Consider the following 23,905-nt stretch of genomic DNA (forward strand, 5'->3'; position numbering starts at 1 on the left):
GATGGGGGATAAGGCGATGAGAGCAAAGAAATTCGCATCCGTGCTGATGTCGGTCGTGATGGCCGGGGGCATGCTGGCCGCTTGTTCGAACAACGGGGGCGGCAATTCCGAAGGCGGCAACAACAAGGCGAACGATCCGGCGCCGGCCGCGGCCAACACGGGCACGAAGACCAATAATGCCGCGGCCGAAGGCGGCAAGTACGCCGATTATTCGAAGGGCTTCCCCGAGAAGGTGAACCTCGACATTCCGGTCTACGAGCGGGCTTTCGAAGGCTGGAACGTCACCGACAACTTCTACACCCGCTGGATTCAGAAGGAATTCGGCGACAAATACAACGTCAACGTCAAATTCGTGCCGATCACGCGCAGCAGCGAAGTGAAAGACTACCAGCAGCTGCTCGCCTCCCATAAGGCGCCGGACATCATTTTCCACTACGACATGCCGCAAGCGCTTGCTTATTACAGCGAGGACGTTATGCAGGAGTTGGATCACGCCGAGATTGCGAACTACGCCCCAACCTACTGGAAGAACATGAGCGCCACGATCGAGCAATACGGCAAGGTCGACGGCAAGAACGCGTTCTTCTTCGCCAAGCGCCCGGCCGCGGACAACTTCGTGAACATCATCCGCAAGGACTGGGTGGAGAAGGTTGGCATGAAGGTGGAGGACATTACGTCCCTCGAGAAATACAACGAAATGCTGGCCAAGTGGAAGGAAGCCGGACTTGGCGTCGGCGCCATGTCCCTGGTGAAGAACAACTACATCTACAGCTACGCCTTCCGCGACTGGCCGGTCGATCCGAAGGAACGCGCGCTCTATTCCGATCTGGGCGTGGCCGATCTGACGACGGCGGCGTCGGAGAGCTACCTGCGCAATCTGAACGACCTGTATAACAAAGGCCTCATCGACAAGGAATTCTACCTGCGCGACGACGAGCCGAAAATCAAAGCCGAGTTCGTCGCAGGCAAAACGGGCTCCTTCGGCTTCTACCTCGCGAGCAACACCGACGTGCTGACCGCGACGCTCGCGAACAATCCCGGCGCGGAATTCGCCGTGCTGGACGCGGCGGCGGGCGTGCCGGAAGGCAAGAAGCCGCAGGCGCGCGCGTACTGGCCGTTCGGCTTCATCATGGGCATCAACTACGAGTCGACCGAGCAAGAGCGCGCCGCGGTCTGGATGTACCTGGAGTGGATGAGTCAGCCGGAGAACCTGTTCTTCTTGCAGAACGGCGTCGAAGGCCAGAACTACACGAAGGACGCCGACGGCATCGCGGTCAAGAACGCGGATTTCAAGGGCGAATCCGTCCTGTCCCAGAACAACAACAAAGACTACTGGGCGCTCGTTACCGAGATGGTCGAGTATTCCGATCCTGCCGTGACGCGCAAGGCCTATATCCGTCAATGGGCGCCTCCGGGCTATGAGTACCTGGCGACGGATCTGTTGAAGTATTATGATCAATACGCCGAGTTCCGCACGCCGGACGCGCTGTTCAGCGTCGTGCTGGAGAAGGTGAACGAGTACAAGGCGGACCTGAACGCGCTGTTCCAAGAGTTGTACGTGAAGTGCGTCCTCGCGAAGCCGGAAGAGTTCGCCGCGACGTACGAGGCGGCGAAGAAGGCGTACCTCGAGGCAGGCTACCAAGAAATTCTCGACGAGAAGCAAGCCGCGATCGACGCGGGTAAGTTTAACTAGAGGCATATTCCCAAAGCCCCAGCCCCCAGCTGGGGCTTTAAACCAAGGAGGTACATCATCGTGAAAATTTCGATTGATTCATCCGAGCTGAAGCAGACGATCGACCGCGTGGTCGAATACACCTTCGGCATGGACCTGACGTGGGATTGGCCGGGCGGCGTCGCCTACTACGGCGTCAGCCGCGCATTCGAGGTTACGGGCGAGCAGGCGTATTTGGAGCGGATGGCGGCATGGGTCGACGAGTACATGGAGGCCGGTCTACCGGTCTGGACGGTAAACACGTGCGCGATGGGGCATATGCTGATCACCTTGTACGAGCAAACCGGGGAGCAGCGCTACCTCGATCTGATTATGAGCAAGGTGGACTATTTGGAGAACAAGGCGCTTCGTTTCGGCGACCGGGTGCTCCAGCATACGGTGTCCGCGAAGAACGATTTTCCGGAGCAATGCTGGGCGGACACGCTGTTCATGGCTGCCTACTTCCTGCTGCGCGTGGGCATCATGCAGGGCGAGAAGCGGCTGATCGACGACGCGCTGCACCAGTTCTTCTGGCATATCAACTATTTGCAGGACGAGGACAGCGGGCTGTGGTATCACGGCTACAACAACATCAACAAGGATCACATGTCCGGCATCTACTGGGCCCGCGCCAACGCGTGGGCGGCCTATACGATGTCCCGCGCAGCCAGAATCCTGCCGGAAGCATACTTGTATCCGCCGATGATGCATATCTGGAGCTCCCTGCGCGATCAACTGGCCGCGATCAAGAAATTGCAGAAGGCAGACGGCCTCTGGGGCACCGTGCTTGACTATCCGGAAGCTTACGGGGAATTGTCGGCGACGGCGGGTATCGCCGCCGCCATGGTCATGCAGCACAACCCGCTGCACGCCAAATACGTGCAGAAGTCGCTGGAAGGCGTGATTGCGAATATCGCGGACAACGGACGAGTTCGGAACGTATCCGGCGGCACTGCCGTCATGAACGATATTGCCGGCTATCTCGCGATCGACCGCAAATGGGCGCAAGGCTGGGGTCAAGGGCTCGCCCTCTCGCTGCTGACGGCCGTGCTGGAGTCAACGACGAAAGCCCAGGCTAACGAGCAGGCCAAAGAACAGGAACTTTCGAAATAAAGGGTTCAGACGCTTGCTTCCATCGGGGAGCACGCGTCTTTTGCCTGCAGCCAAATAGTTCAGCCGCCTCTCGCCAAGCGAGCGCTAATCGGCTTTAACAGCAAGTAGACAACTGGCGGGAACAAGCAATAGTACCAAGGGTCCCACCACGCATAGATGCGAAGTAGGTCCGTCGCTAATAGAAGCCTCGTGACCCCGAAAATAATCAGCGCGATGGCGAGCGCCTTCACCCAGGCAGCGCCTCGCCGCATTTTCGTCGCCGTCACGATAACCAGGCTCATCACCACGTAATAGATGGCCGAGAAGGCCGTCGTATCGTGCGCGGGATCGCCGTACCAGCCCGGATCGTAGCCGCGGTTCATGAACAGCATGATCGGCACGATGTGCAGCGTGCCTAGAATCGGCGCGACGCACAGGAAGAGGAGCGCCGAATGGAGCAACCCGGCAGCCGGACGACGGAGGCGCTCGTAGACGATTCGCGCGAACGGGAAGTACATCGTCAGCCCGATCGCCGTATATTCAATTCGCCACCAATATAACGTGTAAAGCTCAAGCTTCACCCATAGCCACTCGATCGCCCCGATCAGCGCGATAGCGACCAAGATCCCCCTCCATTGCAGGCGATAGACGGCGATAAGGAGCGCAGCTGTCGGTATCACGAGCATGTTGGAGGCGAGCGCGCCCATATTGCTGTCATAGTAGGCGCTGTCTTTCAGAAAACCCGGGCGATAGAAGTAGCTGTTGCCAAATATATAGATGACCGTCTCGATCAAGTACGCCATCTGCGTCATGATGAGGACGAAGAACACGGCGCGGACCGCCTTGGCCCGCACCAGCACGATGGTTAACACGACGAGGCTGACGATGCTTAAGCCGATGTACCAATAGGCATTGCTGGACATAGTCGGTTCCTTCCCGTGCTTGGATAAATTCCATTGTTGCCCAAATCATTTCGCGTTAAAATGGCTAAGACGGACTTTTTCATCGAATTACCGAAAGTGCCAAACCTGAAGGAGGTCATCCCCGTGCGCGTCGAACAAAGCAGGCTGTGGGAATCGGGCAGCGAAACGTATTATGTGAAATACTTGTTGGACAACTCGGGCGAGATCGAGGCGGAGCGGAAGCGTCCCGCCGTCATCGTCTGCCCGGGCGGCGGCTATAAGTACACGTCGGACCGGGAGGCGGAGCCGATCGCGATGACGTTCCTCGCCGCGGGCTACAACGCGTTCGTGCTGCGCTACACGACGACGGCGAACGGGGATCCGGCCTATCCGAACCCCGTATACGATGCGGCCCGCATGATGCAGACCGTCCGGGAGAACGCGGCGGAGTGGGGCATCGACCCCGATAAAATCGCGATTTGCGGCTTCTCGGCCGGCGGTCACTTGGCGGCTTCGCTCGCGGTTCGCTGGCAGGACGCATTCCTGAGCGAGAAGCTCGGCGCCGAGCCTGCGATGCTGCGACCCAACGCCCTGATACTCGGGTATCCGTGGCTGGACGTCGCCCATACGAACGAGATCGCCCTTCGCGGCGCGGACGACAACTTCAAGGCGTTGATGCGGAAGATCGACACGGCGATGCTGGGCGAGAACTTCACGGAGGAGACGATTGCGGAAGCGAATCCGATCCACCACGTCAGCCCGAACGTGCCGCCGACGTTCCTCTGGCATACGGCCGGGGACGGACTCATCCCGGCGGGCAATTCGCTTAAGCTGGCGCTTGCGCTCGAGAACCACGGCGTGCCGTACGAGCTGCACGTGTTCGAGACGGGCGGACACGGCCTAAGTCTCGCGACGAAGGTGACGGGGAAGAACGAGCAGCTGAACGCGGACGCGGCCCAGTGGCTTGGCCTCGCGCTGCGGTTCTTGGCGCGGCATTTCGAGTCCTGACGAGAGCATGAACGGCGAAGAGGCATGCGATTCAATGACGAGTCGCATGCCTCTTTGGGCTTCCATTCTATTCCTTCCCGATTTCCTTCCGACGGTAGTGGCTGGGCGTCATGCCGTATTCGTCCTTGAACAGCTTAATGAAGTACTGCGGCTTTTTGTACCCGACCATCAGCGAAATGTCGACCACGTGCAAACTCGAATCAAGCAGCAGCTGAGCTCCTTTCTCCAGCCGTTTGGCCGCGATGTACGCGGATAGATTCTCGCCCGTCTCCTGTTTGTACAGCTTCGATAGATAGACGGGATGAAGGTGCGCGATCCGCCCCAAATCCTCCAAGCTTAAGCCCTCGCTTAGATGATCGGCGATGAACTGCCGCACGGTTCGGATAATGGCGTCATTCGAGACGCGGCTGCATCTCTCGAGGGCGTCGACCCGCTGCATAATCGTCTTGATCGCTTCAACCGGATCTTGGAGCTGATTGAACATCCAGTCCTTGACCTCGGCGGGCGGCAGCTTGCTCGCGGTCGAATAGAGAAAATGGATCGTTTCGAGCAGAAACATCGCTTTATGCTTGCGCGAGCGGAACGAGGCGAATCGCTTGAGGAGCTTCTTCTTCGAGCACTCCCACTCGCCGGGCTCCAAGTTCGGGAAACCCTCGACGCCCTGCAGCAGCTCGAAGTCGTCCGTCCCGATCTGCTCCCGCAGAAAGAATTGATAGAACAGGAGGCGGACCATATGAGTCTGCTGAATCGTGAACGCATCGGACAATCGGATGGCGGGGATGCTGCCGGGCAGCCCGGCCGCGCGGGAGGCTGGAATAAGCCCGGCCGCCATCCCGGCCGCAGTCCAGATGAAGCGGCTCGGATGACCGCACTGGTCGCGGAGGAGCATCTCCTCCTTCTCCGTCATGCCCGGTGCTTCGAAGAAGCGGAACGGTTCTTCGCGCAGCGCCTCTTGATAGCCGCTGTAGTCCCGGGCGAACTGCCGTTGTCCGCAGAGGAGGGAGAGCAAGCAGCCGAGGCCGTCGAACTTCTCCCAATCGATGTCGGCCGAGGCCGGCCGTCGCGGGATTTTATCCAGGACGCTCTTCATCGTCTTCTCCATGTCCTCTTTGTCCACGGGCTTCAGCAGGTAGTCTGCGGCGCCAAGGCGAATAGCAGTACGCGTGTATTCGAAATCGGAATAGCCGGTCAGGAATACGACCTGGGTGTCGAGGCGGCGATCCTTGACATGCTGGAGCAAGTCGATGCCGGATACTTCGGGCATGCGAATATCGGTCAGGAGAATATCGACCCGGCCTTCGCTCAAGAGCTGCTTGGCATGGATCGAATTGGTCGTCGTCGCCACCTCGTCGAAGCCCATCTTGCCCCAGTCGACCAAATGCTTCACATATTCCACGATATAATGGCCGTCATCCACGATCAAAAGCCGCATGCGCGCCTCCTCCATTCCGCGAGAAATCAATCGTCAAGGTTACCGTCAGTCCGCCCCACTCGTTCACGGCGAATTGCAAACCGCTCGTCTCTCCGTAGCTATTCTTAAGACGGCGATGAATATTCCATAATCCGACCCCGCCGGCTTCCTCCGGTGCCTGCTCTCGTTCGACCTGCTGCTTGAGCCGCTTCAGCTCGTCGGGCGACAGGCCCTTGCCGTCATCGGAGACCGCGATGCGCGTGCCGGACGAATCGGCCGTGACTTCGATGGCGACCCGGTAGGCGCCATGACGCTCTTCGATCCCGTGTTGAATCGCGTTCTCCACGATCGGCTGAAGGATGAGCGGCATGATGCGCTGATCGGCAAGCCCGGGCGATACGTTGATGTCGTAGTCGATTTCCTTGCTCAGCGACATGATGGACAGGTAATGATCGGCGAGTTCTAGCTCCGAACCGAGCGTAACCGCTTCCGACGTCGTCTTGGTCAAGTACCGGTAATATTCCGCCAGATGTTTGCTCATCTGCGTGACGGCTTCGGGCGACGTCCGGGCCATCGACATGATGAAGAAGAGACTATTGTATAGGAAATGCGGGTTGATCTGGGCTTGCAGCTGCTTCAGCTCGGCATGGCGGCGAAGCTCGGTCTCGATCCGCAACGATTCGAATAACGCTTGGATTTTGGACACCATGTGATTGAAGCTTTTGAACAGGCGGATAAATTCATTGTCCGGATTCTCGGTGATGCGCGTCGTATAATGGCCTTGCTCGACTTGAACGAATTTCCGATCGAGCAGATGGACGTTGCGATAGAAGTGGCGGTAGAACATGAGAATGACGAACAGACCGATGACGAGAATGACGAGAATGCTGCCATAGAACACCTGATGATTGCGGTTAAGCGGATCGAAGAACGGATTCGTCCGGGTATACGTCACGAGATAGCCGTCCAGCGGTTCGATATATTTGGACAAGACATAATAACGGCCTTCGCGGGACTCGTAATTAAACTTCAGTATCGCTTCCGAGTTCGGCGTGACCGTGCGCTTCGCGGCATCGGCCAGCTGCTGGTCGACGGGCTGATTGCCGATCATCATTTTCTGCTGAATGAGCCAAAACGCATGCGTATCGCTGCCCTGGAACGCCTTATCGAGCAGGCCGGACAACGCGTCCATGTTGAGCTTCACGCCGACGATGTACTGCGATTGGGCGGGCTGATCGGTTTTGATATAGGGATAGAGCGAGAAGTAATACAGGCTGCCGTCCACCAGCTTCCAGCCTCGTTTGGTTACGCTTTCAAAAGGAGCTCTGGCTAGGGGATCGTGGCTGCTCGTAATGAATTCATGCTCGCTCTTCCAGTAGATCCCGATGGAATCGACCGATTGGTTCGACAGCAACGTGTCGGTGATGCGGTCCAAGATCTGATTCTTCTGCATTTGCGAATCATAGGCGCTCAGGGATCGCTTCTGGGCTTGATAATACTCGACGGTTTTGTCAGCCGTATATTGGATGCCCAGCATGGTCGCCTCCGAGATGACGCCGCTCAGCATGCCTTCCGTGTAGTTGATTTGATTCTCGGAGGAGTTGATAAGACTGTCCTGGATCGCCTCCGCGCCCAACCGCTCCAGCACGTAGAACAACGCGAGCGTAAGCAATAGGAAAAAGACGAAAAAGTAAATGAACCGCTTCATGTTGACTTTTTGGAACATGCGTTTCTTCCCCTTCAGCCGAGACTGCCCTTGATTTAATGCCTATCATAAGCGATTCGTTACCAAATAGGAAGGAGGTGAACTTCCAGATCCTGCATGATTCGCCGCATCGATTGACGCTGTGGCTATGATGTTAAGATTGTGACATTTCGGAATGAAAGCGCTTTTGTTAGCATTGGAATCACGGCAAAACCAGATGAAGATGTCAAAGGGGGTAACGACGATAGCTGAACTAACCAAGCGGCGGACGAGGCGGGTCCAAGCAAAACCGGTCGTCGAGAGAGGCAAAAAAACGCCTTGGAACAAGGAAATCCGAAAAAATTGGCCGTTATATCTGTTGTGCTTGCCGGCGCTCGCATGCGTGCTGATCTTCTCCTACGGCCCGATGGGCGGGCTGGTGATGGCCTTCCAGGATTACAAGCCATGGCTTGGCATCACCGGCTCCTCTTGGATCGGGTTGGACAATTTCGCGCGAATATTCGAGTACGAAGAGTCGATGCAGGCGATCATGAACACCCTTATTATCGCGGTGATCAAAATCGTCGCGGGCATTATCGTCCCGGTCGTCATGGCGATTCTATTGAGCGAAATCCGCCATATGGGGATCAAGAAGAGCATTCAGACGCTCGTGTATTTGCCGCACTTCCTCTCCTGGGTGACGATTGCCGGGATCATGATCGACGTGCTCGGCCTCGACGGGGGCGTGAACCACATGCTCGGCGCGTTCGGCATCGAACCGATCTTTTTCCTCGGGGACCCGGAGCTGTTCCGCCCCACGATCATCATCAGCGATCTATGGAAGAACTTCGGCTTCGGGATGATCGTGTATCTGGCCGTCATTACGGGCATCGATCCCTCTTACTATGAAGCGGCGGAGATCGACGGGGCCACGCGGCGCCAGCAAATCGTACACGTGACGCTGCCGAGCATGATGCCGATGATAATCGTCATCTCGACCTTAAGCCTCGGCAATATATTGGATGCGGGGTTCGACCAAATCTTCAACTTGTACAACCCGCTCGTCTATAGTACCGGCGATATTATCGATACGTATGTGTATCGGTCCTCGCTGCTGAACGGACAGTATGGATTCGGCACGGCCGTCGGCTTGTTCAAGTCGGGCATCAGTCTCATCTTGATCGTCATCGCCTACCGGATCGCGTACAAGGTCGCCAACTACAGGATTTTCTAGAAAGGAGGGCCGGGCGTGTACCATAAGTCCAAAGGATATCAAGTCTTCTCGCTGTTCAACCATCTCCTCCTCATTCTCGTCGCGTTATCCTGTTTCTTGCCGCTGCTCCATTTGCTCGCGCAGTCGTTCAGCAGCAAGTCCGCGATTAACGGGAATCTGGTGTCGTTCTGGCCGGTGGAATTCAACGTCGATGCTTACGTGAAAACGTTCCAGAACGCCAACTTCGTGCGCTCCATGCAGATTTCCGCCGTCCGAACGGCGCTCGGGACGCTCATCAGCATGTTCGTCATCACGACGTCGGGCTATGCGCTGTCCAAGGAGTTCCGGGGCCGGAACGCGCTCATGTGGGTGTTCATCTTCACGATGCTGTTCTCCGGCGGCCTCATTCCGTCCTATATCCTCATCACCAATCTGGGATTCAAGGATACGATCTGGTCGCTCGTGCTGCCGGGGGCGTTCGGCGCGTATAACCTCATCCTCATCATGAACTTCTTCAAGACGATTCCGAAGGCGCTGGAAGAGGCGGCGTTCATCGACGGGGCTTCCTTCTTCGCGATTCTGTGGCGGATCTACCTGCCGCTGTCGCTGCCGGGACTGGCCACGGTCGGCTTGTTCATTATGGTCGGGCATTGGAATTCCTGGTTCGACGGCATCTTGTACATGTCGAATACGACGAACTATCCGCTCGCCTCGTTCATGCAGACGGTCGTCGTCCAGAGCTCCGCGCAGAGCATGGCGCTTAGCCAATCGGAGGCGGAGGCATTGTCCGAGCAGAGCATCAAGGCCGCGCAGATCTTCATCAGCACCTTGCCGATTATTCTCGTGTATCCGTTCTTGCAGAAGTATTTCGTGAAGGGAATCGTGATGGGGGCCGTGAAAGAATAAAGACGGCGCTTCTCATTTCGACAACATATGAACTTAAAGGAGACAGGTCGATGCTTAAAAAGACGGGTGTTCTGCTTTCCTCCGCGATTCTGATGGCCGGCGTGCTGTCCGGATGCAATCTGGTCAGCAAAGATACGGGCTCCTCCGCTTCGGAGGGCACGTTGAAAGACGGCAAATACGATCCTCCGATCACGATCACGATCGCCAAGCAATTAGACGAGAACGCCGGCAAATACATCAACGGCGAAAGCTTGAACGATAATGTGTTGACGCGATGGGGCGAGGATAAGCTCGGCATTAAGATCGAGACGACCCTGCTGGGCGGCGACGCCGGCAGCTACAATACGAAGCTTCGCCTCGCGCTGACCGGATCGGAGAAACTTCCGGACGTGCTGCCGGTGTACGATACGGCATTGGCGAGCGATTTGATCCAGTCCGGGCTCGTGAAGGATATCACGGAGGATGTTAAGACATTCATGCCGGATCGGCTCAAGGACATCTACAAGCAATATCCCGGCACCTTCAATCCCGTTATTAAAGACGGCAAAGTATACGGGATGGCGATCTCTCCGAATTTGACCGAAGGCCAGGTCATGCTGATCCGCCAGGATTGGCTGGATAAGTTGAAGTTGAAGGCGCCGACGAACATCGAGGAATTCGAGCAGGTGATCGCGGCCTTCACGAACGACGATCCGGACGGCAACGGCAAGCCGGATACGTACGGCTTCGATTTCTCCGGCAAGGATTCGTACAACACGGGCTGGGTGAGCGATTCGGTCATGATCTTCAGCGCCTTCGCGGGCAAAAGTCTGCCGGGGCAGTGGCTGAACGAGGACGGCAAGCTCGCGTACGGCTCGGTGAAGCCGGGCATGAAGGACGCCTTGGCGAAGCTTCGGGACTGGTATGCCAAAGGCTACCTCAACAAAGAGCTCGCCACCCAAGGCGCCTGGGATGCCTTGGCAGACTTCACGCAGGGGAAAGCCGGCATTATTATCGGCCGCCCTTGGCTGTACGGCAGCGTGAAGGACGTCGAGAAGAACGTGCAGGGCGCCACAATTAAAATCTACCCGACGATTAGCGGCATAAGCGGGGATAAAACGTATCAATCCGGCCAGCTGAACGACGGCGTCTTCATGTTCAACAAGGACTTCACCAACATGGGAGCGTTCTTCCTCTACTACGACAAGTTGTACGACGCCGCGTTCGGTACCGGCGACTTCAAGTACGGCTACGCGCAAGGCTACGACTACGATATCGTGAACGACGAAGTGACGTTCGACTCCACGAAATTCAACAAACCGCTGGATGTCGTGCAGGGCGTAGGCAAAATGTCGTTCACCAAAAACTCGCCGAGCGTCGATGGCACGGGGAAATCGTTCTACGAGCTGGCCCAAGGCGCCGAGCCGACGACGGGCGTGCTGATGAGAGCGAATGCGGCGGATCAGACGATGAAAGAAGGCTATGTCATTTCGTATGAGAACAGCGACGTTCTGCTGCCGAACGCATTCAACGGTCCGCCGACGAAGACGATGCAGTCTTCCTGGGCGCAGCTGACGACGATGGAGAAGGAAACGTACACCAAAATCATTTACGGCAAGGAACCGCTCGAAGCGTTCGACGACTTCGTGAAGCAATGGCACGACAAAGGCGGCACGCAGATCGCCGAAGAAGTGAACGCGTGGTATAAGAACGCCAGCGAAGTCGACGTCATGAGCCAGATGGGGATGAAGTAGCGATGACGCTGCACATCTCATCGGCTTGGCTGCGCGGCGATCCGAACGTGGCGCTGGGTCCGGTCGGCGCGAATCAATTCCGGCTGACGACGCCGGCCGAGGGAGGAGGGCTGTTCGTCGATGGCGAGCGCCTCTCTCCGCAAGCGTGGCGCGAACATGCCTTTGTAACCGCGGAAGCCTACCACGAGTCGCACGACGTGCTCGTGCTCGTCTTCGCCTTCGAGGATGCGCTCGGCCGCTCGATTGCCATTCATTACGGCTTGCTTCCGCATGTGAGAACGACGATTTGCCTGCCGCTGCAAGCGTTGAACGGGGATCGGTTATTCCTGCCCCGGTATCCCGGCGTGATGCAGTCCGTACTGAGGGGGGATGCCTTCGTGGATCGGGAGACGATCCGCGCCTTCCGCATCTCGACGATCCCTTCGACGACGGCAAGGACGGTGCTGATCGCAAATTTGGCGTTAAGCGAGACCGAACCGCAGTTCGATTATGAAGCAGCGCCATATGTGGATGAGCTTGGTCAATTGATAGGCAGGCAATGGGACGGCCGAATAAAGGGCCCGAAGGAGCTTCGCGCCGCATGGCAAGCAGAAGCGGCGGAGCTTACGCCCGCGATGTCGGACTTCGCCGATTGGAACGCCTACGGGGGCTGGACGCGGCTGCGCTTCGACGCGACCGGGTATTTCCGAACGGAGCACGATGGCGAGCGGTGGTGGTTCGTCGATCCGGACGGCTATGCGCTGTTCAGCGCCGGCATGGATTGTATTCACCCGGGCGGCGGGACGCGCGTGGCGGGCATGGAGCATCTGCTGCCGGCACTGCCGGAGGCGGACGGCGAATTCGCGGAGGCGTGGCAGCGGGGAGAGTTCAACTTTGCCGCGGCGAACCTGATTGCGCTCTATGGCTCGGAATGGTGGCAGGAATGGTTCGGCCGAACGGAACAGCGAATGAAGGCGTGGGGAATCAATACGATCGGCAACTGGTCATCGCCGGCGTTCATCGCGCAATCCAGTCTGCCTTATGTATGGCCGATGTATGACTTTCCAACGACCGCGCAGACGATTTTTCGGGATTTCCCCGACGTCTTCGATCCCGAATATGAGGTTCATGCGAAGCGGTTCGCCGAGCAGCTTCATTCGTTCCAAGATGACCGCCGGCTGATCGGGTATTTCATGCGGAACGAGCCGCATTGGGCGTTCGTCGACAGCTTGAATCTGACCGCGCATATGCTAAGGTCGCCGCTTCGGCTTCGGAGCAAAACCGTATTCCTCGAAGACGTGCGGGCGAAGTACGGCGATATCTGGCAATTGAACGCGGCTTGGCGGACGAAGTTCGCGCGGTTCGAGGATCTACTCGAGCCGGAGCTTGCCGAATTGACCGATAGCCCCGCATGCAAGCGGGATGTGGACGACTTTAACCGAAAGCTCATCCGGCGTTACGTCGAAATTCCGGCTGCGTATTGCAAGCAGACGCTGCCTCATCATCTGAATCTTGGCATGCGGTACGCCTGGGTGAGCGATGAATCGATTCTGGAGGGCTGCGAAGCATTCGACGTGTTCTCGCTCAACTGCTACGCGTTCGAACCGGACCGCGAGCATATCCAGTGGATTAGCCGCAAGCTGAATAAACCGGTCATGATCGGCGAATTTCACTTCGGCGCGGCGGACGGCGGCCTGTTGGCTTACGGCATCCGCGCCGTAGCCACGCAGCGGGAGCGGGGCGAGGCTTACCGCTATTACGTGGAGTCGGCCGCTTCCCTGCCGGAGCTTATCGGGGTTCATTATTTCCAGCTGAATGATCAGCCGGTGCTAGGGCGCTTCGACGGAGAGAACTATCAGATTGGCGCCGTGGACGTCTGCATGATGCCCTATCCGCCGTTCGCCGCGGCGATGCGGCAGACGCATCGGGACATGTACGGCGTGCGTACCGGGCTCATCGAGCCGTTCCGGGATTGTCCGAAGGAAATCCCGAAGACGGGGTTCTAGCCGGTGATGCAAGAGGGGGACCATTAGCCGCTATCGCAGGATAGCGCTCATGGTCTCTTCGCGATGATCGGCGAGGCTTCTCTTATTTCGCATCTTTACCTCCATTTCTTACGCGTGCAATAATAGTCGTATTATGCGATAAAGCAATGGTAGGGGAGGCGGGCGCGTGCGGATCGGGATCGCGGCATTGCTGCTTGTTATGTTTGTAAGCGCTTGCCAATCGGCAGGGCAGCAGAATCGATATGAAGTTATATACGCCATGGATAAGAACGAGGCCGTCGCATCGCCGGGGCAGTCGGCGCATGAGGAGGAGCCGCGTAAATTCAAGATCGGGGTCGTGCCGAAGCTGGTCGAGATCCCTTATTTTAATCTCGTGGAGGAAGGCGCTAGGGAGGCCGCGGCGCAATTGGGCGCGGAGCTGGTCTATCGGGGTCCTCCGATCGCGGATACCGTGCAGCAGATCCGCATCATCGAGGAGCTCATGGTCGAAGGCGTCGACGCGCTCGCGGTCTCGGCCAACGACCCGGAGAAGCTGCTGCCGGCGCTGATGAAGGCGAGACAGCAGGGCATCCAAGTGATTACCTGGGACTCGGATACGTACCGGGAGGGCCGGGACTTCTTCGTTAACATGGTCGATGACGAGAAGCTGGGACGTCATCTGATGGATACGCTCGCCTGGAATACGGGGGAGAAGGGCGAATTCGCGATCCTGACCGGGCAGCAGAAGGCGGCTACGCTGAACGAATGGATCAAGTGGATGAAGGTGCAGCAGGAGACGTATTATCCGGACATGAAGCTGGTCGAGATCGCCGCGACCGACGACGATCCGCAGAAGGCGTACGAGACGGCCAAACGGATGCTCGCGAAGTATCCGAATCTGGCCGGCCTGATCGGCAACTCCTCGGTCGGCCCGCCCGCAGCGGCCCAAGCCGTCAAGGAAGCGGGACTTACCGGTAAGGTGAAGGTCGTCGGGTTGTCGCTCCCGAACTTGATGGCGCCTTATCTGACGGATGGCTCCGCCCAGGTGGCGACGCTGTGGAGCCCGAAGAAGCTCGGCTATTTGACAGTCGTGCTCGCGGTGCGGGCGCTTGCGGGCCAGCCGCCCGAGGACGGCGTCATGCTGCCGAACGTCGGCATCATCCGGGTGAACGGCGACGTGGTCGTCATGGGCGACCCGGTCGATTTTACGAAAGAGAACGTGAACCAATATGATTTCTAACTTGCGGGGGAAGCTCGCCTTTACCCGGTTCCGGCTGAGCACCAAGCTGATGGTCACCTATATCCTGCTCACCGTCATCCCGATGTCGCTGCTCGGCTATATCTCGTACAGGCAGTATACCAAGTCGATCGAGGAGCAGATCGGGGAATACATGCCGCGCTTTCTCGTCCAGGCGGACGCCAACATCGAGAAGCATATGGAGGAGCTGTCCGTGCTGCCGGAGATGCTGTTCAACTCGGAATCGATGGTCGCGATCCTGCGCCGGGATGCGTACCAGAGCCGCGCGGACTTGAACCGGGATCAATTCGAGATGAACAGCTTCCTGAACCGGACGTACCTGAACGGGGCGAGCCCCGATGTCATCGGCGTCTTCCTCCTGTCCAAGAACCGCGTGTTCGAGAGCACGAGGCTCAGTTATTCCGGCATCGATTGGAGCCGGGCGTTCACGGATTACGGACAGGATCTGGAGCTGCGCGGGAGCGTGAAAGTCATGCTGCCGCGCGATGTCGGCCTACGGTTCGTCGATAACATCCCATACGTGCTCATCATGAAGCCGATCGAGGACGTCGACAACCGGAGGAAGCTCGGCACGATGTTCATTGCCGTCCGGCTGAATTTTATCCGCAATGTGCTGCAGGATCTCGAGAACAGCGATCAGGCGGATATGTGGCTGATGACGCGCGAGGGCCAGATTATTTATCATACCGACCCGGAACTGACCGGCACGTTCGACCCGAACATCGATCAATATCCGCTGCTGAGCGGCAGCTTCCGCAAGGAAAGCGGAGACGGGGCGCGACTGGTCAGCATGCATGAATCCAAGGAGCTCGATTGGGTGCTCGTGCACAGCGTGCCGCTCGAGGCGCTGACGGCGCGAACCGATTTTGTCCGCAAGGTGACCGTGCTCGTCTTCATCGGCCTGGTGCTCGTGAGCATTTTCATGTACGCGCTCTTCTCGATCCGGGTGACCAACCCGCTCAAACGCTTGAATCAGCTGATGAAGCATGTGGAGATGGGCAAGTTCAACGTCGATCTGAAGGTGCAGAGCAAGGACGAGATCGGGACGCTCGCGGCCAGCTTCAATTCGATGGTCGCGACGATCCGCGAACTCATTCAGCAGAATTACCATATCGAGATTCGCCAGAAAGAAGCGGAGCTGTATGCGCTGCAGTCCCAGATCAACCCGCACTTCATGTACAACACGTTGGAGACGATCTCGATGGCGGTCGAGGAGGACGAGAAGGAGACGGTCGTGGAGATGGTGTCGCTGCTCGGGCGCATGCTCCGTTTCTCGGTCAGCAACAAGTCGAAGTTCGTGACGATTACGCAGGAAGTGCAGCATGTGCGGGATTATCTGACCATTCAGAAGTTCCGGTTCGAGGACCGGCTGAGCTTCGATATCGCGGAGTCGGTGCCGAGTCAGGCGGGAGAGGCGCTGTATACGCCGAACTTCGTGCTGCAGCCGATCGTGGAGAATGCGATCAAGTACGGCTTGGAAGCCCGCAAAGGCGTCGATATCCGCATTACGGTCAGCGAGGAATTCAGCGCGAGGTCAGGGAAGCAGGATCTCGTGTTCCGCATTCGGGATAACGGGCCGGGGATAACGGCCGGACGGCTGGCGCAATTGGAGCAGGCGATCCGGGAGGACGCTTGGTCAGGCAAAGATTCCGGCTTCGGCCTGAGCAACGTCAATGCCCGAATCGTGCTGCTGCACGGGCAGGATTACGGGGTTCAGCTGCACAGCATCGAGGGCATCGGGACCGAGGTGGCCGTACGCATTCCGGTTATCCGGGCCGCGGAGGTCGAACGAATCGAGAGGGAGGCGAAGCATCGTGCAACGGATACGAACCTTGATCGTGGATGATGAGCCGCGGATTCGACGGGGGATCGAGCGGCTGGTTCTCTCCAGCGGAGAACGCTTCGAAGTAGTGGCCGTTCTCTCCGACGGCAGGGAGGCGCTGGACTTCCTGCATCAGTGCGGCGGGGCGGTCGATCTGGTCATTAGCGACGTGAAAATGCCGGAGATGGATGGTTTATCGTTCGTGAAAGAAGCGAGAGCGCGCTATTCGTTCTATTCGCTCTTCATCAGCGGTTACGACGATTTCGAATATCTGCGCGCCGCGCTGCGCGAAGGCGCGATCGATTACGTGCTCAAGCCGGTGGACCGGGAACAATTCCGGCTCCGGATGGCGGAGATCGAGGAGCGCATCGCCGGCGACCGCTCGCGGCAGCTGAAGCTCGGCGAACTGGAGCAGCAAGCCGGCCGGCTGAAGCGCACGCGCCAGACGCAGGCGCTCAGCTACACGACTTCGCCCGGCGTCGATCTGACGCGGCTTGGCTATTGGGTCGAGGAGTTCCCGAAAGGCCGGTACCAGCTGATGTATATCAGCCTGGATGCGCTCCCGGTCAAAAGCCGTTCGTATACGGTCAAGGACTGGGAAGCTTACTTCTATGCGCTTGAGAATATACTGGAGGAGCTCGTCTATGCGCATACGGAGAAGTCGGGCGGCAGCGGCTGGTGCTGGCGCGGCGGGCAGTCGGATTTCTGGACGCTGCTGCATATGCCCGAGGACGAGGCGGCCGAGGATCGCGCCATGACCGAGCTTGCGGACCGGATTCGTTCCGCGTTCCGGATTTATACGCCGTTCTCCGCCTCGATTGCCTGCAGCGAGGCAATCGAGGATTTGTACCTGCTGCCGGAAGCCAAGCGGCAATGCCTGTCGCTCGTTCAATATCGGCTCGTGGTGGGCGGGAACCGGCTCTTCCGGCCGGAGCAGGATACGCTCGGAACGGGGCAGCAGGGTGCAGAGACCGCCCTCCCGCCATCAGCCGGGAAAGTTAGGCTCGCGGTCGAGCAGGGACGGCTGGAAGAGGCGCTGCTGCAGACGAAGCAGTTCTTCGAGCAGGTGGAGAAGCGGGAGTCGCCCGCCGCGATCTTGCCGGCGGTTCAGAACTTGCTTATCCTCGTCCACTCCGCGTCGCTGACCGGCAGCGGACATTCCGGCTTCGCGGTCACGCTGGAGGAGACGTTCGAGAAGCTGCAGCGGGCCGCGCATCTGCATGAGTTGAAGCAGGAGGTACAGAAGCGGATCGCCGAAGCCGTGCGCGGGATCGAGGAGACGCGGGCCGACAGCCGTCAGAGCACCCCCGTCGACCAGGCCAAAGCTTGGATTCGCGAGCATCTTGCCGGCGAGCTGACGATCAAGCGGATCGCCGACCGCGTCCATATGAACCCGACCTACTTCTGCGAGTGCTTCAAAGTCCAATGCGGCGAGACAGTGCTCGACTATGTGACCCGCATGCGGATGGAAGCCGCCAAGGAGCTGCTGCAGGACCCGGGCTTGAAGCTGCAGGAGCTGAGCGTGCAGGTCGGGTACCAGGACGTCAAATATTTCAGCCGGCTCTTCAAGCAATGGTCGGGCGTGACGCCTTCGCAATACAGAGAGCAGCTGGCCGCAGCCGGGAGACTGCAGGGAAAATAGATTCGAGCGGCGTCTAGCCGTAAACCGTGTACGCGAAAGCCGCCCCGGGCGTCATCCTTCGAGATGGCGCCGGGGCGGCTTTCTTCATTGTCTCATATTTCATTATCGAGCGACGCGACGCTAAAGAGCGGCGTCGGCCGTTTCACCTTGAGCAATTGGCAGGGACGGCTCGGCGTCCTTCGGCCGATCGATCTTCATGCGCATCGCCACCGGAGCGGCCAACAATACGATCGCCGCGGCGATGATGTACGCAGGGACGAGACCCGTCGACTTCATGAGGAAGCCGGAGAGCCCGGAGCCGATCAGCATGCCGGCCATCATGACGGGCACGATCGTCCCGTTCACCCGTCCGATATACGCTTCCGCCACCATCGAGATGAGCGCGGTGCCGAGAATGATTTGCATGAAGGTGAGCGCGCCGCCGACCAAGAATCGCATCGTCGCCGTCAGGCCAACCCAGACGGACAGCGCTTCGACGACGATGGACGCCGATAGGAAGACGATGGCCGACGCGACGACGATTCTCGGGTTCGCCTTTCGGCCGAAGACGGCCGCGGCTCCGCCGCCAACCAACATCCCGATGCCGGACAGCGCATAGAACCATTTCAAATCCTCTTTATCCAGCCCGAGCCGCTCGGTAATAAGGAAGACGTCCAGCGGCTGGATCAAGCCGGAGCCGAGTCCGATTAGCGCGAAGGCCGCGGTGATAAGCAGCAGATTGCGTTGGCCGCCCACGTAGCGCAGCCCCATCGCCATCTCGCTCCATACGGAGCTGTTATCGGGCCGCTTCTCTCTCACGTATGCGGGAAGCGCCAGCTGGATCAGCGCCGCGGCGGCGAAGGCGATCACCAGAATCAGGAGCGAGGTGCTCACGCCCAGCCAAACATAGACGGCCGTGCCGATCATCGGCCCGACGATGACGAACAAGGACATCAGGCTCTGCGTCACTCCGATCGCCGCCGGCACCAGTTCTTCCGGCACGTGCCGCTTGAACATGATGGAGGACGAAGGCTGCGAGAATTGACTGACGACAGCGGATACGATGGTCGCCGCGAATACCGCCTGCCACCATCCGGCTTCGATGAACGCCAGGATGACGGCGATGGAGAGGGCGCTCAGCGCATCGCCCGCGATCATCGTCCGCTTGGGGTTCCATCGGTCGGCGAGCGTCCCGCCGATCATCGAGAAGACGAAGATCGGCAAGTATTCGAACACGGTCAGCAGCGATACGGCGACGGGATCGTTGCCGGTCTGATCCATCACGTAGAACAGTAGCGCCATATTGCGGACCCAGATGCCCAGCTGTTGAATCAGATCGACCGAAGCTACGATGAGGAACACCCGATTACGGAACAATTGTTTCAAGTCTCATCACTCCTCATTATTAATCCGACTAGTCAGTCTATTAATTGGACAAAAAAATTTGGTGCCAGACCGGGGCTGTCTATTTCTTCTGTATGCCCCGAAGAAGCATGTCGATCGATTTGCGATAGAGGGGCACGATTTGCTCGGTACCCAGGTCGTAATATGCAACCCCGAGACCGCCTAGCAGTCCGAGTACGACGTACATGAGCTCCCTCGTATCGAACGGCTCGAACTCGCCGCGGGTTATGCCCTCCTCCAGCAGCTCCTGAAGAATGGGATAGTGCATTCGCGTCATCTCGACCAAACGGGCGTGAATGTCCGGATCTGCCGTCTCGCTTCCTGAGAACTCCTCCGCCGCTTTCATGAGCGGATTTTGGAAATCGGTCGCGAATAGCTCGGCCAAGGCATACAGCTTCTCCGTCGCGGTCTGGAGAGGGGCAGAGAGGCGGGCCCACTTATCGGTCCACTCCTGCATCGTCAGCTCCAGAATGTACAGGAACAGCTCATCTTTGCGCTTGAAATGGTAGTAGATGCTGCCCTTGCTCGTACCGGCCGTGGCAACGATCTCATCCATCGTCGTGGCCGAATACCCTTTCTGCTCGAACAGCGATTTCGCTCTTAGCGCGATTCGTTTCTTCGTGTGTTCCCCCGCTCCGGCAGGTCTTGCCATGATGCGTTCTCCTTTTCGATGCGGCTATTAATAAACCGACTATCCAGTCTACAAACTCAGTATAGATTGTGTTCGACCGAATTTCAAGCGGCAGTTGCGGAGCGGACCGTTCGGGTTATAACGATTCTCTCCCTTGAACCGATCCGGGATCGGCGTTTATAGTCAGGGTAATGATAGGGGATGGATTCTACGCGCAGGGAGCGATGGACGATGGTGGACATAACGGGCGAGCTCGTACGACGATTAATCGATAGCCAACACCCGCAGTGGAGGGAGCTGCCCCTCAAGCCGGTGGACCGAAGCGGACACGATAATCGTACCTACCGGCTAGGGAGCGACATGACTGTTCGTCTGCCGAGCCATGAACGCTACGCGTCGGCGGTGGAGAAGGAGTTGACGTGGCTGCCGGTCTTCAAGCCGCTGCTGTCCTTGCCTATACCGGAGCCTGTGGCCAAAGGGGAGCCGACGGATGAATATCCGCTTCCGTGGTCGGTCAACCGATGGATCGAAGGAGAGACCGTTACGCATGCAAATGTGGGTGTTCCGAACCAGTTCGCCGAGGATCTCGCGGGGTTTCTGCAGGAATTGCAGGCGATCGATGCGACCGGCGGCGTGCCTGCCGGCATTCAGAACTTTCATCGCGGCGGCAATCTCGCCGTGTACGACGAGGATACGCGCAAGATCATCGATGCGCTTGCGGGTGAATATGACGCGCGTCTGTTAACGGAAATATGGGAGCGCGCCCTCGCGACGACCTACCAAGCGGCGCCGTTGTGGCTGCATGGCGACGTGGCGGTCGGCAATCTGCTTGTGCGCTCCGGCAGGCTCAGCGGCGTTATCGATTTCGGCACGATGGGCGTTGGCGACCCGTCGAGCGACCTCGTGATGGCGTGGAACTTTTTCGATGTCGATAGCCGCCGCATCTTCCTGGACCGCATGAACGTCGATGAAGCTACCGTCGATCGCGCGCGCGGATGGGCGTTGTGGAAGGCGCTCATCACCTATGCCTGGAACGAGCGGAGATCGGAGTTAGCGAATTGGGGCAAGCGCGTGATCGACGTCATCGTGGTCGATTACAGAAAGCCGTGAGGAGACAAGGCGAGCGGCCATCAAGACTGCGGGCGCGGTGTTCCGTTCTCCTTGGCGGCCTTCACCTTCTGTTCCAGCTCCTTGATCAAGGTCTGGATGTGTTGCGAGGAGTAGCGCAGAATTTTGTTCTGGATCCGGGCAGGGAACAACGCTCGAACATCGGGTGCATAATAGCTGCCGTCGCGTGGCGTCGTGTGCCCGGTAATCGCGAGCGATCCGTTCGTTCGGCTGACTTTCAGGACGACCGGAATGGACACGCCTCGGGTGGATTCTGACGCATCCCGGGTCAAGTCGTACGCCTCGACTAAGCTCCATGCGTACATTTCGCCAGCCTGCGTATCTTCCTCCAATCTCTCATAAGCCGCGAATCTGACATCGCCCGTCGCCGGGCTCAAGAGCTTGTCGGTCAGATAAGCTTCGATGACCTGTTCCTCGCTCGCGAGTAGCGTTTCTTTCTTAGTCTCCTCCAGGCTAACGGCGACGTCCTGGACGTTCACGGCTTCATTGGCGCATCCCGTAACTAGAATCGCGCCGAGCAGTATGCCTGCAAAACCAAATTTCATTCCAACACCTCCACTAACTGAGACGATGCGGGGATGAAGGAAGTTCCAATCATGGCATCGCGGGCGCGATTTCCGATTCCGCGATGCAATGCCGTTGTCACGCCTTGTGCCGGCCAATCGCTTGCCTTTATCCGACCAACCGCTTCCCTTGATTGCGTTCGCCCGATGCGGGTTACTCTTATTACGTTGGGCTGAATGAATATGAAGGAGGCGATGCAGTTGAAGACAAAGGTCATTTCGGCGTTAGCGGCGACGATGGTGGCGGTTGCTGTCATGGCGCCTGCGATGCAAGCTTCGGAGGGAACAAAGCGAGCGGCGAACGTATCGATCGCGGTCGATCTGGATCTGTCCAGCGCGACGGGCATGCGCGTCGAAGGCATTACCGGGGACAAGCACGGGCGGTTATACACGATCGACATGGACTCCAAGAAGTTGTTCCGGTTCACGCCTGAGACGGGGCAGCTCGAAGCGCTGACGGTTCTGCCAAGGTCCGCGACCGGCATGGCGTTCGATCGGGAAGGCAATTTGTACATGGCAAGCGGAGGCGGCAATGGCGTAGACGGCGTCGTCCTGCGTATCGCCAAGGGTGCGCTATCGGGCGGTCCAATCGAGAGCGGGCAGGTGGAGACGTTCGCGCAAGACGTCGACGGCGCGAACGGATTGGCGTTCGACCGCGAAGGCAACCTGTACGTCAGCGGCGGCGCGACGGGGAATATTTACGTGATCACCCCGCAAGGGCAGCGGACCGTATGGGCTAGTGGGATCGGAGCCGAACGTCCGGAGCAGCCGATAACCGTGAACGGACTGGCGTTCGGCCGGGACGGACGACTGTACATTGCCAATACGAGCTCCGGCGAGATTAATCGGGTCCGAATCAAGAAGGACGGCACCTTCGGCGAAGTCGAGCGGTTCGCGAAGGACCCGCTGCTCTACGGCGCGGACGGCATCGCTTTCGGTCCGAACGGCGCTTTGTACGTAGCGGCCAACGAGCGCAACGCGATCGTCCACGTATCCCGTTCCGGCAACGTCAAGGAACTGATCGCCAACGACAACCAGGGGCCGCTGGAATTCCCGGCCAGTCTGCATTTCGTCGGCGACACGTTGTACGTTAGCAACTTCGACGTCGCCCGCGGCGCCAACGCGCCGAACCAACCGGGCATCGGGGCGTCCATCGCCAAGATCGAACTGGCGAAGAAGCACTGGGGGCATCACGACAAGCAGTAGCTTCCGATCGGGAAATTCATCTTTAAACCGCGAAGTCCGCCTGAACGAACAGCCGTTCATCAGGCGGACTTCGCTGCTTATGCGATCATTATGCCAAAGCTTAAGCTAGCCTTCGGAGTCGCTACTCCGTCACTTGAGCCAATTCGAACAGATTCCCCCATGGATCGGCGAAGAACGCGAGGCGGCGATGGATCGCGTCTACTTCGAACGGCTCCCCGATCAGCGTTACGCCTTGCGCGGCCAAGTATGCGATCGCTTCATCCACATTGTCCACGTTCAAGCAGAGATGGTGGTGCCCGCCTTGGCGCAGGCTGCTGCCGATTTCCGTGTGAAGGGGCGCTTCGCTCACCTCTCCGTCTCCGATCAGCTCGATATAGAACGAATCGTCATGGGGCGGCGCCACATAGGCGAGGTTCAAATCGCCGAAGGGCCACTCTTGGATGACGCGGAAGCCCAGCTTCTCCACGTACCAGTTCTTTGCAGCTTCATAGTCCGACACGCGGATGGCGATATGGTGGCCTTTCATCGAGGCGATCGGGTTGGCAGCGGCTTCCCGCCGCAGGTTGAGGTCGGACATGGTGGTTCCTCCTTGGGTTCTATTGCCCATCGCATCTTCGGGCTAACAGGTATTAGCGTACCAGACGATGG

General features: G+C 58.4%; 19 protein-coding genes. 12 read left to right on the forward strand and 7 right to left on the reverse strand.

Annotation, left to right across the window (positions count from 1 at the left end; all coding sequences use genetic code 11):
• Window positions 1–16: 16 nt before the first annotated feature.
• Both BCM02_RS20115 and BCM02_RS20120 read left to right on the forward strand, forming a co-directional pair.
• On the forward strand, window positions 17–1,693 hold the full coding sequence (locus tag BCM02_RS20115) for a type 2 periplasmic-binding domain-containing protein (RefSeq protein WP_148930901.1): 1,677 nt from the start codon (window positions 17–19) through the stop codon (window positions 1,691–1,693).
• A gap of 57 nt (window positions 1,694–1,750) precedes the next feature.
• Window positions 1,751–2,824: a glycoside hydrolase family 88/105 protein gene (locus BCM02_RS20120; RefSeq protein WP_148930902.1), complete on the forward strand. Its 1,074-nt coding sequence runs from the start codon at window positions 1,751–1,753 to the stop codon at window positions 2,822–2,824.
• A gap of 59 nt (window positions 2,825–2,883) precedes the next feature.
• Here the strand turns inward: BCM02_RS20120 and BCM02_RS20125 are convergent, their stop codons facing one another.
• Window positions 2,884–3,726, reverse strand: a complete 843-nt coding sequence (locus BCM02_RS20125; RefSeq protein WP_148930903.1) for a hypothetical protein — start codon at window positions 3,724–3,726, stop codon at window positions 2,884–2,886.
• Between the two features lie 123 nt (window positions 3,727–3,849).
• On the opposite strand from BCM02_RS20125, the gene BCM02_RS20130 reads away from it, so the two are divergent.
• A complete protein-coding gene (locus BCM02_RS20130; protein ID WP_187434322.1) occupies window positions 3,850–4,713 on the forward strand; it encodes an alpha/beta hydrolase in 864 nt (287 codons plus the stop codon).
• 67 nt (window positions 4,714–4,780) lie between these two features.
• Here BCM02_RS20130 and BCM02_RS20135 read toward each other — a convergent pair whose 3' ends face one another.
• Window positions 4,781–6,145, reverse strand: a complete 1,365-nt coding sequence (locus tag BCM02_RS20135; RefSeq protein WP_187434323.1) for a response regulator — start codon at window positions 6,143–6,145, stop codon at window positions 4,781–4,783.
• On the reverse strand, window positions 6,123–7,850 hold the full coding sequence (locus BCM02_RS20140) for a sensor histidine kinase (protein WP_148930906.1): 1,728 nt from the start codon (window positions 7,848–7,850) through the stop codon (window positions 6,123–6,125). The genes BCM02_RS20135 and BCM02_RS20140 overlap by 23 nt, the downstream gene beginning before the upstream one ends.
• 196 nt (window positions 7,851–8,046) lie before the next feature.
• On the opposite strand from BCM02_RS20140, the gene BCM02_RS20145 reads away from it, so the two are divergent.
• The 7 genes from BCM02_RS20145 (at window position 8,047) to BCM02_RS20175 (ending at window position 18,346) form a co-directional block, all read left to right on the forward strand.
• Window positions 8,047–9,042, forward strand: coding sequence for an ABC transporter permease (locus tag BCM02_RS20145; protein WP_246183471.1), 996 nt, complete (start codon window positions 8,047–8,049; stop codon window positions 9,040–9,042).
• A 15-nt stretch (window positions 9,043–9,057) separates the two neighbouring features.
• Window positions 9,058–9,927 (forward strand): carbohydrate ABC transporter permease, encoded by an 870-nt coding sequence (locus BCM02_RS20150; protein ID WP_148930907.1) that lies wholly within the window; start codon window positions 9,058–9,060, stop codon window positions 9,925–9,927.
• A gap of 50 nt (window positions 9,928–9,977) precedes the next feature.
• Window positions 9,978–11,660, forward strand: coding sequence for a type 2 periplasmic-binding domain-containing protein (locus tag BCM02_RS20155; RefSeq protein WP_148930908.1), 1,683 nt, complete (start codon window positions 9,978–9,980; stop codon window positions 11,658–11,660).
• Between the two features lie 2 nt (window positions 11,661–11,662).
• Window positions 11,663–13,645, forward strand: a complete 1,983-nt coding sequence (locus BCM02_RS20160) for a beta-galactosidase (protein WP_148930909.1) — start codon at window positions 11,663–11,665, stop codon at window positions 13,643–13,645.
• A 166-nt stretch (window positions 13,646–13,811) separates the two neighbouring features.
• Window positions 13,812–14,864, forward strand: a complete 1,053-nt coding sequence (locus BCM02_RS20165; RefSeq protein WP_246183472.1) for an autoinducer 2 ABC transporter substrate-binding protein — start codon at window positions 13,812–13,814, stop codon at window positions 14,862–14,864.
• Complete coding sequence (locus BCM02_RS20170) at window positions 14,854–16,728, forward strand: sensor histidine kinase (protein WP_148930910.1); 1,875 nt, start codon at window positions 14,854–14,856, stop codon at window positions 16,726–16,728. The genes BCM02_RS20165 and BCM02_RS20170 overlap by 11 nt, the downstream gene beginning before the upstream one ends.
• Window positions 16,697–18,346: a helix-turn-helix domain-containing protein gene (locus tag BCM02_RS20175; protein WP_148930911.1), complete on the forward strand. Its 1,650-nt coding sequence runs from the start codon at window positions 16,697–16,699 to the stop codon at window positions 18,344–18,346. The genes BCM02_RS20170 and BCM02_RS20175 overlap by 32 nt, the downstream gene beginning before the upstream one ends.
• 120 nt (window positions 18,347–18,466) lie before the next feature.
• On the opposite strand, the gene BCM02_RS20180 is transcribed toward BCM02_RS20175, so the two are convergent.
• A complete protein-coding gene (locus BCM02_RS20180) occupies window positions 18,467–19,711 on the reverse strand; it encodes an MFS transporter (RefSeq protein WP_148930912.1) in 1,245 nt (414 codons plus the stop codon).
• A gap of 79 nt (window positions 19,712–19,790) precedes the next feature.
• The gene (locus BCM02_RS20185; RefSeq protein ID WP_148930913.1) at window positions 19,791–20,381 is read right to left on the reverse strand and encodes a TetR/AcrR family transcriptional regulator; all 591 of its coding nucleotides are present in this window, start codon (window positions 20,379–20,381) and stop codon (window positions 19,791–19,793) included.
• Between the two features lie 210 nt (window positions 20,382–20,591).
• On the opposite strand from BCM02_RS20185, the gene BCM02_RS20190 reads away from it, so the two are divergent.
• Complete coding sequence (locus BCM02_RS20190) at window positions 20,592–21,470, forward strand: aminoglycoside phosphotransferase family protein (protein ID WP_148930914.1); 879 nt, start codon at window positions 20,592–20,594, stop codon at window positions 21,468–21,470.
• 20 nt (window positions 21,471–21,490) lie between these two features.
• Here BCM02_RS20190 and BCM02_RS20195 read toward each other — a convergent pair whose 3' ends face one another.
• Entirely contained in the window at window positions 21,491–22,033 is a 543-nt protein-coding gene (locus tag BCM02_RS20195; RefSeq protein WP_148930915.1) for a hypothetical protein, read from the reverse strand.
• A gap of 219 nt (window positions 22,034–22,252) precedes the next feature.
• Between BCM02_RS20195 and BCM02_RS20200 the strand changes: the two genes are divergently transcribed.
• Complete coding sequence (locus BCM02_RS20200; RefSeq protein WP_246183473.1) at window positions 22,253–23,257, forward strand: SMP-30/gluconolactonase/LRE family protein; 1,005 nt, start codon at window positions 22,253–22,255, stop codon at window positions 23,255–23,257.
• A 121-nt stretch (window positions 23,258–23,378) separates the two neighbouring features.
• Here BCM02_RS20200 and BCM02_RS20205 read toward each other — a convergent pair whose 3' ends face one another.
• Window positions 23,379–23,834, reverse strand: a complete 456-nt coding sequence (locus BCM02_RS20205; RefSeq protein ID WP_148930917.1) for a VOC family protein — start codon at window positions 23,832–23,834, stop codon at window positions 23,379–23,381.
• Window positions 23,835–23,905: the final 71 nt, after the last annotated feature.

Origin of the sequence: Paenibacillus methanolicus (assembly GCF_008124765.1) — a bacterium.
Classification (GTDB): domain Bacteria; phylum Bacillota; class Bacilli; order Paenibacillales; family Paenibacillaceae; genus Paenibacillus_Z; species Paenibacillus_Z methanolicus.